This is a genomic window from Methylosinus sporium (assembly GCF_003113265.1).
Classification (GTDB): Bacteria; Pseudomonadota; Alphaproteobacteria; order Rhizobiales; family Beijerinckiaceae; genus Methylosinus; species Methylosinus sporium.
The window spans coordinates 66,579-78,776 of record NZ_PUIV01000010.1; the positions used below are offsets into that span (position 1 = coordinate 66,579).

Consider the following 12,198-nt stretch of genomic DNA (forward strand, 5'->3'; position numbering starts at 1 on the left):
TATATACTCACAGTATATGTTGAGATCCTGTCGAGCGACAGGCCAAAATCCAGGCGCCTTCGAGCGCTCTTGTCCACAGGCGCCGCGGCGCGGTTGAACGGGCGGTGCGAATCGATGTTTAACTCCGCGCCATGATCTTTCCCTCCTTCACGGCCGGAGCGGCGCCGCGATGACGGCGCCCGCCAAGGTTTCCATCGATCTCGGGACCCGCGCCGATGGCGGCGTCGCGACGCTCGATCTCGAGGAGCTTCTGGCGACGCGCCTTCTGGTGCAGGGCAATTCGGGCTCCGGCAAATCGCATCTGCTGCGGCGCCTGTTGGAGCAGAGCGCGCCCTGGGTGCAGCAGGCGATCATCGATCCGGAAGGCGATTTCGTCACGCTGGCGGAGCGTTATGGTCATGTGGTGGTGGACGCCCGCTGCGGCATCGCCGATCTCACGCGCATCGCCGCGCGGGCGCGGCAGCACCGGGTCTCCGTGGTACTCGATCTCGAGGGGCTCGACGCCGAGCAGCAGATGCACGCCGCCGCCGCTTTTCTCGGCGGACTTTTCGACGCCGAGCGCGACCAATGGTATCCGCTGCTCGTCGTGGTGGACGAGGCGCAGCTCTTCGCGCCCGCCGTCGCCGGCGAAGTGTCGGACGAGGCGCGCAAGGCCTCGCTCGGCGCCATGACCAATCTGATGTGTCGCGGCCGCAAGCGCGGTCTCGCCGGCGTCATCGCCACACAGCGCCTCGCCAAGCTCGCCAAGAATGTCGCGGCGGAAGCATCCAATTTTCTCATGGGCCGCACCTTCCTCGACATAGACATGGCGCGCGCCGCCGATCTGCTCGGCATGGAGCGGCGGCAGGCGGAAATGTTCCGCGATCTGCAGAGCGGCAATTTCGTCGCCCTCGGCCCGGCCATGGCGCGCCGCCCGCTGCCCGTGCGCATCGGCCCGGTGGAGACTTCCGCGCGCAATGTCAGCCCCAGGCTGCTGCCGCTGCCGGAGGCCGGCGCCGACGACGCGCATCTCATTTTCACGCCCGGCGCCAATGAAGCGCGCTTCGAGGCGCCGCGCCGGCCGCCGCCGCCCGCGCCGACCGCCGATGTGCTGGCGCGGCTCGCCCGCAGCGCGCCGCCGGCGCCGCCCGCCGCCGAGCCGCCGCCGAGCATCTCGCCCGAGCAGCGTCAGGCCGCGATCGATTCGGCGCTGCGCGAGATTTTGAGCGACAGCGACGCCAATTTCCGCACCATCGCCGTGCTGTATCAGGATTTTCTGGTGCGCTGCCGGATTCGCCGCATCGGCGGCGAGCCCTTGAGTCTGCCCGCCTTCCGCCGCCGCCTCGCCGTGGCCCACGCCGGCATAGAGCTCGCCGAAGCCGAATCCGCAGATTCGCCCTGGGCCGAGGTGCTCGCAATGGCCGGCGCTCTGCCGGAGGATATGCAGGGGGTTTTTCTATCGCTGGCCCGCGCGGCCTTCGACCGCCGCCCCTGCCCTTCCGACGCGGATGTCGCCAGCGCCTATGGCACGCGCTCGCCCGGACGGGCGCGGCGGCTGCTCGCCTATATGGAGGAGCGGCAGGCGATCGTCTGCCGGCTCGATCAGCGCGGCTGGCGCATCGTCGCCATCCCCGGCGTCGCCTGGGAGACCGAGCCCGGCGATCCGGGCGCCGCAGCGGCGACGGCCGAGGCGAGCCCCGGCTGACAAAAATTCAGAGTGCGAAAATTCAGAGCGGTAGAATGATGCGAGCCTTCAGGCTCGCATCGTGAGCTTACTGCCGAACCGTCGCCCGCTGCGCATAGCCGAGACGGACGTTCAGCTCTTGCAGCACTTTCTCGGCGGCTTCGGGAATATTGGTGCCGGGCGGGAAGATCGCCGCGGCGCCGGCGTCATAGAGCGCCTGAAAATCCTGCTCGGGAATGACGCCGCCGACGACCATCATCACCTCCTCGCGTCCCGCCGCCTTCAGCGCGTCGCGCAATTCCGGCGTCAGAGCGAGATGGCCGGCGGTCATCGTGTTCACGCCGACGATATGCACCTGTTCTTCCGCGGCGCGCTTGGCCACTTCTTCCGGCGTCGCGAAGAGATCGCCGATGACGACCTCGAAGCCCAAATCCGTGAAGGCGGAGGCGATGACCTTCTGGCCGCGGTCATGGCCGTCCTGGCCGAGCTTGGCGACGAGGATCTTCGGCTTGCGCTTGTCGTTCTCGGCGAAGGCCGCCGTCATGCTGCGCACGCGCGCGACCTTGTCGCAATCGGCGCCCGCCTCGCGCGCATAGACGCCGGAAATGACATTGGCCTTGGGCTTATGGCGGTCGAAGACTTTTTCCATCGCGAAGGAGATTTCGCCGACGCTCGCCTTGGCGCGCGCGGCCTCGATGGCGAGCGCCAGCAGATTGCCGTCGCCCTTCGCGCCTTCCGTCAGAGCGTCGAGCGCGGCTTGCGTCTTCACCTCGTCACGCTCGGCGCGCAGGCGCTGGAGCTTGGCGATCTGCGCGGCGCGCACAGCGGAATTATCGACCTTCAGCACATCCGGGGCGACGTCGCTGTCCGGGCGGAATTTATTCACCCCGACGACGACTTGCTGTCCGGTGTCGATGCGCGCCTGCGTCTTCGCCGCGACTTCCTCGATGCGCTGCTTGGGCAGGCCGGCGGCGATCGCCTTGGCCATGCCGCCGAGGCTCTCGATCTCTTCGATATGCTTCCACGCCGCCTCGGCCAGCTCGGCAGTCAGCTTCTCCACATAGAAGGAGCCGCCCCAAGGATCGATGATGCGCGTCGTGCCGCTCTCCTCCTGCAACACGATTTGCGTGTTGCGGGCGATGCGGGCGGAGAAGTCAGTCGGCAGCGCCAGCGCCTCGTCCAGCGCATTGGTGTGCAGCGATTGCGTATGGCCCTGCGTCGCCGCCATCGCCTCGACGCTGGTGCGGATAGCGTTGACGTAAACATCCTGCGCGGTGAGCGACCAGCCGGAGGTCTGGCAATGGGTGCGCAGAGTCATGCTCTTCTCGGTCTTGGCGCCGAGATCCTTCATCAGCCGCGCCCACAGCAGGCGCGCGGCGCGCAGCTTCGCCACCTCCATGAAGAAATTCATGCCGATGGCGAAGAAGAAGGAGAGCCGCGGCGCGAAAGCGTCGATATCGAGCCCCGCGGCGACGCCGGCGCGCACATATTCGACGCCATCGGCGAGCGTGTAGCCCAATTCCAGATCGGCGGAGGCGCCCGCCTCCTGCATGTGATAGCCGGAGATCGAAATGGAGTTGAACTTCGGCATATTCTTGCTGGTGTAGGCGAATATGTCCGAGACGATGCGCATCGACGGAAACGGCGGGTAGATATAAGTGTTGCGCACCATGAATTCTTTTAAGATGTCGTTCTGAATCGTGCCGGTGAGCTGCGCCGGCGGCACGCCCTGCTCCTCGCCCGCCACGATGAACAGCGCGAGCACCGGAAGAACGGCGCCGTTCATCGTCATCGACACGCTCATCTGATCGAGCGGAATGCCGTCGAACAGAGTGCGCATGTCATAGATGGAATCGATGGCGACGCCCGCCATGCCGACATCGCCGGAAACGCGCGGATGATCTGAGTCATAGCCGCGATGGGTGGCGAGATCGAAGGCGATGGAGAGGCCCTTCTGACCGGCGGCGAGATTGCGGCGGTAGAAGGCGTTGGAATCCTCGGCCGTGGAGAAGCCCGCATATTGGCGGATGGTCCAGGGCTGGGCGACATACATGGTCGGATAGGGCCCGCGCACATAGGGCGCGACGCCGGGGAAGCCGTCGATGAAGGAGAGGCCGTCAATGTCCTGCGGCCCATAGGAATTCTTGACTTCTATGCCCTCGGGCGTCAGCCAGCGGCGCGGCTCGGCGGCCTCTTTCGGGGTCGCGGCGACGGGGGCGAAGGCGATTTTGCTGAAGTCGGGAATTTGGGACATTGCTTTCCTCGGCAGGGCTCTACCGGCTTTTAGCGAAAAGCGGCGGGGCGCGCAAAGGGCCGCGGAGAGGCCGTCGTACAATCGGGAAGGCAATCCCCCTCGCCCTCATGCTGAGGAGGCGGCGAAGCCGCCGTCTCGAAGCACGAGGGCGAGCTCCAGAGGGCGCGGTGCCGACGGTTTCCTCGTGCTTCGAGACGCCCGCTTCGCGGGCTCCTCAGCATGAGGAAACCTTTGCCGGAGGCCTCGAATTGCAACGATTACGTTAGATCACGGATCACATGGTGCAGCGCTCCGAGGGCCGAATGGGCGGTGGCGCGATCACAAGTCTGCGCCAAGGCGCGCCGCCCGACCAGGGTGGATTAAATTTCGGAAATTTTGCGCCAATTTGGCTGCGCTCGGGGTGTCGCCTCTTATTATATCCAGGTGCGTCGCCACTTCGATGTATTGATCCAGGTTCCACCGGTCTAAGTCAGGTTTTGGCCGTTCGCATTTTCCGGCTGCCGTAACAGCCTTCGCAGCAAATTGAACGGCATTATCGTCTAACGGTGGCTCTTGGAGTTTCCAGAGTAAGAGAGCCTCTATAGCTGCACCAGCCAATACCGTCGCCGCCTTCCATTCAGAGTTGTCAAAGGCTCGGGTTGCCGCCCCTAAATCGCGGCGGATGCTGTTGCGTAATTCACGGTCGCCAATAAATATAAGTTCGGTCGTCGCCGATGGAGGAAATTCGTCTGGACATTTAACCAGAACTTGCCGTATAATAGAAATTGCATCCATTCCCTTAACAGGGGCCATGCCACCAACGTTCCCGCGTGCCTGCCAGACTCTCAAATGATACTCGATAGTGCTGATGGCAAGCACAAAATCGGCGTAATCATTAGATGACACACTGATTAATTCAGGGGGTATAGCCTTCGCTAAGCTGATAATGCCCGTCATCGCCGGACTATGGCTGGCTCTACCTTGTGCCGCGTGAGGGAATAGCTCGTCGATGGTTTGCACGACTTGACTTGGCATGACCTGGGACATACTATATTTCTACTCCTAATCGTGTTTCACGAGGTAATACAATGACAGAAGCGCCGCCAGGGAAGGTAGGGAAAACACAGCCTACGATATCAGGCGTAGGCGGACGTTACGGGTTTGGCTTTTCCGTGCAAGACGTGCGAGGCGCTCCCCTGCTCTCGGTCTCCTACGATACGGAGGAGGATGCAAGAGAGGCCGAGACACTCATTCGAAAGGCCCTCGAAAAAGCCACTGACATCACGAAGCCATAAGCCGGGTCGATAGAAAGACGCGAGCAGGTGCTTCTAACAATTTTTGTGCGACATTGGTCGCTCCAATGTACTTCGTCCAGAAGCCCGCCCCTACCTCCATCGCGGCCCCTCGGCCCCGAAATCCAGCTCCCAGCGAAACCGGCTCAAAACGTCGAAGCCGAGGATCATCGGCGCCTCGCCGCCGAGCGCCTCGCGCAAGGGGCCGAAATCATAGGAGACGAAGACGACATCCTTCAGCACGCGTCCCGCGCCTATGTCTATCTCCTTGGCCTTGTAGACTTTGGCGTCGATCTTCTTGCCGGAGGCCTCGCTCACCTTGGCCTTTTTCTTCACCAGGACGAAGAGCGCCTTGTGCCGCTCCAGAAAGCGGCGATCGACGGCGGAGATTTCCGCCCCCGTGTCGAAGAGCCCGACCGCCGCCGTCTTGCCGAGGCGCGCCTCGAGGCCGACGAGCTTTTGATCCGGCCAGAGCTTGTGGAAAGGTCGCCAGCCCGCGCCGTCGCCCTGCGGGAAAAAGACCATCTCGCCGGCCGCGAGATCGAGCGAGAAGCGCGCGCCTTGGAAGAAATCGAGGCCGAGCAGATCGTCCCCGTCCGAGGTCGCGCAGCGGGTGACGCGATATTTGGCCCGGCCGATATTATTGCCCTGCCCGGCCTTCAGCTCGACATTGGCCGCCTCCACATCCTCGCAGCGGGAAGCGACGCCCAAGGCGCTGGTGGATACGCTGGCGCCCAGCGCCGGAAAGCCGGCGTTCCAGGGCGCGAGCTTGATGCGGCTGGTGGAGGCGGCTGTGTCGAGCCGCATCGGCCCCATCACATTGCCGAAACGCATTGTGACATAGGCGCGCCCGCCGCCATCGGCGCTATGGATCACATTCAGCGGAACGATGGAGCGCTCCTGACCTCGCGCGGGAAGGAGACCGATGAGGCCGAAGAAAAGGAAAATCGGCAGGCGCGAAAGGATTTTCGTCATGGCGCGGCGACTCCGTCCCGGCAGGCAGAGCGTCTATAGCGCGACGCGAGGCTTTCGTCTGCCCGCGGAAATCGAGCAGAGACCGGGCGCGGCGATTTCGTGATATTGCAGAGCTGTCGGCTCTCTCGCGGCGCGCGATCGACCGACGAAGACACTGGAGGTCATCCCATGGGACGTGCGGCGGTCCGGCTGGCGGCCGGTCTATTGGCTTTGGTTTCGAGCGCGGCGCTCGCGCAGCAGCATCGACCGCGCGGCGTTCCGATCGACGCGCCGCGCGGGCTGGCAGGCGGCGGCGGGGCGGATGACGTGCTCGCCACATCGAGCGAATGGGGCGGCGCCGGCGGCGTCTATACTTGCGAGCAATGGAAGCAATATCTCGAACGCATGTTCCGCCTCGCCGACAAGCGTAAGCGCGGATTCATCGACGCACAGGATTTCGAGATCATTCCGCGCGCGAGCGTCGTGTTCCGCTCCGCCACATTCGATTATTTCGACATGGCCGGAAAAGGCCGCGTGACGCGCGCCGAATTTCTGGCCTTTCCGAGCCCCTTCTTCGCCCGCTACGACAAGAAGAAGAGCTGCCGTGTCTTCCAGGAAGAGCTGGCGCGGGCGCAGACGCCGAGCGCGGGAGCGCGACAGCCGCCGCCGGACGAGGGCGCGGGCTTCCCCGGCAGGAGCGGGGGCGGCGGTGGTTTCGGCGGAGGCTATGGCGGAGGCGGCATGGGCGGCGGCTTCGGTCGTTGAGCCGAGGTCAGGACGCCGCCAGCTCAATTATACCGCTCATGACTGGAACGCAGGAGCCCCCGACGAAAGTCTCGATCACGCGCCCCTGCGCCTTCACGGCCACGACATCGAGCAGGCTGCGCCGCCCCATTTCGAATGCCTGGCCGATGCGCATGGACAACCGCACATCGGATTCTTTCCCGAGCTCGGCCGAGAGGGCCGCCAGAGCGACGGCCGCGCTGCCGGTCGCCGGATCCTCGATGATCCCGTGCAGCGGGGCGAACATTCTGGACCTTATGTCCGTCTCGCCGCCGGGCGTCCGCACATAGAGATAGACGCCCGCCGCGCGCTCGCGCGGCAGATGCTCGGCGAAGGCCGATTCGCGCGGCCTCGCCGCCGCGAGCGCTTCGAGGTTCGCGAGCTCCGCGAAGAGAAAGGGCGCGCCGCAGCCGGCGATGAGCGGCGCGTGTCGCGTCGTCGCAATGTCGACGCTCCTGATCGAGCAGGCGTCCGCCAGCACGCCGACCGCAACGGCGTCGCCGACGGTCAGAGGCTGCGGCGACCGTAGCCGCGCGCCGACAGGCCGACCGCCTGTCTCGAGCAAGTCGATTTCGACCAAGCCGGCGATTTCCTCGAAGCGCATCGCCGCAGGAAAAGCCGCCCCGGCCGCGAGGCGCTCTCGCGCGAGCGCGAAGGCCGTTCCGACATTCGGATGGCCGGCGAACGGCATTTCGGCGCGCGGCGTGAAAATGCGTATTTGCGCGGTATGATCCGCCGATCGTGGCGGAAGAACGAAGGTCGTCTCGGCGAGATTGAACTCGGCCGCGATCGCCTGCATCTCACGCGTCGACAGTCCCGCGGCGTCCAGCACGACGGCGAGCGGATTGCCGCCGAAACGGCGATCCGTGAACACGTCGACAGTCACGAACCGCGCCGACGCCTGTTGTGGCTGGTCCAATGGCATGATGCGCCCCTATGACGGAAGGCGGCCGTCCTCGACCCGTCTCACGACGATGACCGCGAGTCCGCTCGAGTTCTACTCGACCAGCGCCGATGGCGCGAGCCGATTCCCCCCTCAGAACTCCGCCCACTCTTCCTCTTGCGGCGCCTCCTTGCGCACAGCGGAGCCGGAACGCGCGGTCGCGACGCGTCTCAGCATGGGCCTCGACGGCGCGCGCGTCTCGATCTCGCCGATCTTGAAGCGCGCGACGAGCTGCACCAGCTCGGCGCTGTCCTCGGCCAGCGAACGGCTCGCCGCATTGGTCTCCTCGGACATTGCGGCGTTCTTCTGCGTGACCTGATCGATCTCCTGCACCGCCGTATTCACCTCGCGCAGGCCGGTCGATTGCGCCGCGGCGCTCGAGGCGATGGCGGTGACGACGACATCGATGCGATTGACCTGCTCGACGATGCGATGGAGCGAGGCGCCCGTCTCGGCGACCAGCGTTACGCCATCCTGCACGCGCGCATTGGAGACGGCGATCAGATCCTTGATCTCCTTGGCGGCCTCGGCCGAGCGCTGGGCCAGCGAGCGCACCTCCGTCGCCACCACGGCGAAACCGCGGCCGGCTTCGCCCGCGCGCGCCGCCTCGACGCCGGCGTTGAGCGCGAGAAGATTGGTCTGAAAAGCGATCTCGTCGATGACGCCGATGATCTGGCCGATCTGCTCGGAGGACTTCTCTATGCCGCCCATCGCGTCGATCGCCTCGCCGACGATCTTCTCGCCCTTGACGGCGTCGGTCTTGGCGTCGCCGACGATCTCGCGCGCTTCGACTGCGCTCTCGGCCGCCTTGCGCACCGTATCGGTGATCTGGCCGACGGCCGCGGCCGTCTGCGCCAATGTCGCCGCCTGCTGCTCATTGCGCTGCGAGAGATCCTCGGAGGCGCGGGCGATCTCGCGCGTGCTGGAGCCGATCGCGCCGCTCGTCGCCACAATGCCGCGCAGCGTGTGCTGCATACGCTCCACGGCGGCGTTGAACTGCGCGCGGAGCTTCTCGTAATCCTTGATGAACTCCTTCTCGAGGCGGACCTCGAGGTCGCCCTCGGCGAGCCGCTCCATGGCGGCCGTATATTCGGCGAAAAAGAAGTCGCGATTCTCTATATACCATTTGGCGCCGGCGGCTTTTTCTTCCAGCTTGGCGGCGGCGGCGGCGTTCTGCTCGGCGGCGCGCGTCTCGGCGAGGCGCACCTCCTCGAGCTTGTCGTGAACCACGGCGATGGCGTCGCGCAGCCGGCCGATCTCATCGTCGCGCCCGGCGAAGGGCGGCTGTCCGAGCTTGTCGCCGCGCGCGAGCTTGGCGGCGTAATCGGAAAGCGCCACGATCGGCTTCACCACGCGCCGATGCGCCAGAAGCGCGGCGCCGGCGAGCGCGGCGATGATGGCGAAGGTCGCCGCGAGGCTCGCGAGATCATAACGCCCGACCAGCGAGATCGCGCTACTCTCCATCGACGCCGCAAAGCCGTTCGCCTCGTCGACCTGCCGCTCGACGAGCGCGCGATGCGCCGAAAAGCGCTCGTCGAGACGCGCCAGCGACGCGCTGACCGCGGCGCTGTCGCCACGCTCGACCGCGGGAAGGAAAACGTCGATCTCGCGCCAGAAGGCGTCCGCCTCCCTGGCGGCGGGTCCATTGGCGAGCGCGACGAGGCTCGCGGGCAGAAGCGTCGATTTGGACCAGAAGCCGCGACGCTCGTCGAATTTCTCGCGCAGCGTCCGAAGCCGCGATTTCGCCTCGGCCGCATCCAGCTTGAAGGAGGCGGCGAGCTCCGCGTCGAGATAGGCTTCCACGAGGAAGAGCGGAGGCGGCAGGAGATCGGCGTTGAAATCCTTGCCCGCGCCGATTTTCTGATAGGCGCTTCCGCCGATGCGCAGCTCGTCGAGAATGTAGCGCCCGGCGCCGGCCGTCGCGAGGAAAGCGAGAAAAGCGACGGCGGCGAGCAGGCTCGCGGCGCGGGAAATGGACAGGCGCATCGACAGTGCCTCCGAATGGAATGGCCGCTCGGAAACGATCTTAGTCCTGGCGGCGAAGATGTGATGGGAAAGAGCGGGCGTCGGCCCGCGGAGAATCTCCGCGGCCGCAGACAGCCGGATCGGCGCCGGAATGAAGGAGCGGCGTCATGCCTTCGCGCACATGCCGCCACATGCGCCCGATCCTCCATGCGACAAAATTACGCGGGATCGATTAAGAAATCATGCGCACCGCTCGGCGGCGTCATTTACGCTGGATCGACGCAATATAGCCGAGCAGCGCCTCTATTTGCGCCGGCGAGAATTCGAAGCGCGGCATGTCCAGCCCGCCATGGCCGACGACAATGCCTTCGGCCAATGCCTCCTCGAGATTTTCGAGCGGATATTTCTTGGTCAGCGTGCGGAAGGGCGGCGAGGCCGGATTCGGGCTTTTTCCCTGCGCCCCAGTCGCATGACAGCGGCTGCAATTGGCCTTGGCGATGGCGCGGCCGCGCTCGATCTGCCTATCCTGCGGCTTATCCAGCGCGAAAGCCGCGCTCGCCGCGAGGACGCCGGCGCTGGCTGCCAGAATGAAACGCATGGCGTCCTCCTCCCCTCGCTGCGGCGGTCGCGCGCGTCAGCCGCGCGCCTGCAGCGGCACGACATTGTGCAAGGTCGTCTCCGCGCCCTCGAAGAAGCGGCGCAGATTGCGCGCCGCCTGGCGAATGCGCTGCTCATTCTCGACCAGAGCGAGCCGCAAATAGCCCTCGCCATGCTCGCCGAAGCCGACTCCCGGCGCGACGGCGACATCCGCCTTCTCGATGAGGAGCTTGGAAAATTCGAGGCTGGTCATGCCGGAAAAGCGCTCCGGAATCGGCGCCCAGACGAACATCGACGCGGAAGGCGCCGGGATCGTCCAGCCGGCCTGCGCGAAGCTCTCCACCATCACGTCGCGGCGCTTCTTGTAGATAGCGCGCATTTCCCTGATGCAATCGTCCGGCCCGTTGAGCGCCGCGGTCGCCGCGACCTGAATGGGCGTGAAGGCGCCATAGTCGAGATAGCTCTTCACCCGCGCCAGCGCGGCGCATAAACGCTCATTGCCGACGGCGAAGCCGATGCGCCAGCCGGCCATTGAGAAGGTCTTCGACAAAGAGGAGAACTCGACCGCAATGTCCATTGCGCCATTGACCTGAAGGATCGACGGCGGCGGATTGTCGTCGAAATAGACCTCGGCATAGGCGATGTCGGAGAGCACGAATATGTCGTGCCGCTTCGCGAAGGCGACGAGGTCCTTGTAGAAATCGAGCGAGGCGACCGTCGCCGTCGGATTGGCGGGGTAGCAGACGACGATGGCGATGGGCTTGGGAATCGAATGCGCGACCGCCTTCTCCAGCGCATGGAAGAGCTGCGGCGTCGGATCGGCCGGCACGGAGCGAATGACGCCGCCAGCCATCAGAAATCCGAAGGCGTGAATCGGATAGGACGGGTTCGGCGCGAGGATCACATCGCCGGGCGCGGTGATCGCCTGGGCCATATTGGCGAAGCCTTCCTTGGAGCCGAGCGTCGCCACCACCTGTGTCTCGGGATCGAGCTTCACGCCGAAGCGACGCTCGTAATAGCCGGCCTGGGCGCGGCGCAGCCCGGCGATGCCCTTGGAGGCCGAATAACGATCGGTGCGCGGACGGCCGGCCGTCTCGACCAGCTTCTCGATCACATGGCGCGGCGCGGGCAGATCGGGATTGCCCATGCCGAGATCGATGATGTCGGCGCCGCCGGCGCGCGCCTTGGCCTTGAGCCGATTGACCTGCTCGAAAACATAAGGGGGAAGCCGCTTGATGCGATAGAAGTCCGACATCGCCTATATCCGTTGAAAGCTCCGCCGGCCTCTTCTTCGAGGCGCGACGGACGATTGTGACGCGAAACCCTTTCGAAAGAGCTAGGGCCGTTTCGTCTCGGCGCGCCGTTCTTTCGGCGCGTCGGGAATTTTGACGCGGGCTCCGCGGGCGCGATTGGCGGCCGCGGCGGCGGCCAGCTCTTTCTCGAGCGAGGCGGCGCGGGCGGCGCTCTTCTTGGCGTCCGTCTTGACGTCCGCCGCCGGCCTCGGCGCGGCGAAGGGCGTGTAGCCGGTCGCGCCATTGCGCGAGCGCTCGACGAATTCGGCCGGCGCCGGCGCCGAGCGCCGCATTTCCATTCCCTCGAAGAATTTGCCAATCGATTGCCCCACCGTCTCCGATCCGGCCTCCTGCGCGCGCGCAGCGACGGCGGCGACGGCGAACAGGGTCAGGCAGATCGCGAAACGCGGAATCATCGGCTTCTCCGGACAGCTGGCTTTCGTCATAGAGCGACAATACGGCTTTGATAAGGGGGC

General features: G+C 65.4%; 10 protein-coding genes. 2 read left to right on the forward strand and 8 right to left on the reverse strand.

Going from position 1 to position 12,198, the window contains the following annotated elements; all coding sequences use genetic code 11:
* The first annotated feature begins 169 nt into the window (after positions 1–169).
* Positions 170–1,684: an ATP-binding protein gene (locus C5689_RS09030; RefSeq protein WP_108916940.1), complete on the forward strand. Its 1,515-nt coding sequence runs from the start codon at positions 170–172 to the stop codon at positions 1,682–1,684.
* A gap of 67 nt (positions 1,685–1,751) precedes the next feature.
* Here C5689_RS09030 and scpA read toward each other — a convergent pair whose 3' ends face one another.
* From scpA to C5689_RS09040, 3 genes are all read right to left on the reverse strand, one after another.
* A complete protein-coding gene (gene scpA / locus C5689_RS09035; RefSeq protein ID WP_108916941.1) occupies positions 1,752–3,917 on the reverse strand; it encodes a methylmalonyl-CoA mutase in 2,166 nt (721 codons plus the stop codon).
* Between the two features lie 318 nt (positions 3,918–4,235).
* Positions 4,236–4,943, reverse strand: coding sequence for a hypothetical protein (locus C5689_RS18205; RefSeq protein ID WP_146188366.1), 708 nt, complete (start codon positions 4,941–4,943; stop codon positions 4,236–4,238).
* Between the two features lie 338 nt (positions 4,944–5,281).
* Complete coding sequence (locus C5689_RS09040) at positions 5,282–6,163, reverse strand: retropepsin-like aspartic protease (protein WP_108916942.1); 882 nt, start codon at positions 6,161–6,163, stop codon at positions 5,282–5,284.
* A gap of 168 nt (positions 6,164–6,331) precedes the next feature.
* Here C5689_RS09040 and C5689_RS09045 point away from each other — a divergent pair, with 168 nt between their 5' ends.
* Complete coding sequence (locus C5689_RS09045) at positions 6,332–6,907, forward strand: EF-hand domain-containing protein (RefSeq protein ID WP_108916943.1); 576 nt, start codon at positions 6,332–6,334, stop codon at positions 6,905–6,907.
* 7 nt (positions 6,908–6,914) lie between these two features.
* Here the strand turns inward: C5689_RS09045 and C5689_RS09050 are convergent, their stop codons facing one another.
* From C5689_RS09050 to C5689_RS09070, 5 genes are all read right to left on the reverse strand, one after another.
* Entirely contained in the window at positions 6,915–7,811 is an 897-nt protein-coding gene (locus tag C5689_RS09050) for a PhzF family phenazine biosynthesis protein (RefSeq protein ID WP_244594645.1), read from the reverse strand.
* A 150-nt stretch (positions 7,812–7,961) separates the two neighbouring features.
* On the reverse strand, positions 7,962–9,854 hold the full coding sequence (locus C5689_RS09055) for a methyl-accepting chemotaxis protein (RefSeq protein ID WP_108916945.1): 1,893 nt from the start codon (positions 9,852–9,854) through the stop codon (positions 7,962–7,964).
* A gap of 241 nt (positions 9,855–10,095) precedes the next feature.
* Entirely contained in the window at positions 10,096–10,431 is a 336-nt protein-coding gene (locus tag C5689_RS09060; RefSeq protein ID WP_108916946.1) for a c-type cytochrome, read from the reverse strand.
* Between the two features lie 36 nt (positions 10,432–10,467).
* The gene (locus tag C5689_RS09065) at positions 10,468–11,685 is read right to left on the reverse strand and encodes an LL-diaminopimelate aminotransferase (protein ID WP_108916947.1); all 1,218 of its coding nucleotides are present in this window, start codon (positions 11,683–11,685) and stop codon (positions 10,468–10,470) included.
* An 81-nt stretch (positions 11,686–11,766) separates the two neighbouring features.
* A complete protein-coding gene (locus C5689_RS09070) occupies positions 11,767–12,138 on the reverse strand; it encodes a hypothetical protein (protein WP_146188367.1) in 372 nt (123 codons plus the stop codon).
* Positions 12,139–12,198 lie beyond the last annotated feature (60 nt).

Excerpts from the sequence above, each read along its gene's own strand:
- scpA (WP_108916941.1), bottom strand. The coding sequence starts at position 3,917 with ATGTCCCAAATTCCCGACTTCAGCAAAATCGCCTTCGCCCCCGTCGCC.
- C5689_RS09055 (WP_108916945.1), bottom strand. The coding sequence starts at position 9,854 with ATGCGCCTGTCCATTTCCCGCGCCGCGAGCCTGCTCGCCGCCGTCGCT.
- C5689_RS09065 (WP_108916947.1), bottom strand. The coding sequence starts at position 11,685 with ATGTCGGACTTCTATCGCATCAAGCGGCTTCCCCCTTATGTTTTCGAG.
- C5689_RS18205 (WP_146188366.1), bottom strand. The coding sequence starts at position 4,943 with ATGTCCCAGGTCATGCCAAGTCAAGTCGTGCAAACCATCGACGAGCTA.
- C5689_RS09060 (WP_108916946.1), bottom strand. The coding sequence starts at position 10,431 with ATGCGTTTCATTCTGGCAGCCAGCGCCGGCGTCCTCGCGGCGAGCGCG.
- C5689_RS09045 (WP_108916943.1), top strand. The coding sequence starts at position 6,332 with ATGGGACGTGCGGCGGTCCGGCTGGCGGCCGGTCTATTGGCTTTGGTT.
- C5689_RS09030 (WP_108916940.1), top strand. The coding sequence starts at position 170 with ATGACGGCGCCCGCCAAGGTTTCCATCGATCTCGGGACCCGCGCCGAT.
- C5689_RS09040 (WP_108916942.1), bottom strand. The coding sequence starts at position 6,163 with ATGACGAAAATCCTTTCGCGCCTGCCGATTTTCCTTTTCTTCGGCCTC.
- C5689_RS09070 (WP_146188367.1), bottom strand. The coding sequence starts at position 12,138 with ATGATTCCGCGTTTCGCGATCTGCCTGACCCTGTTCGCCGTCGCCGCC.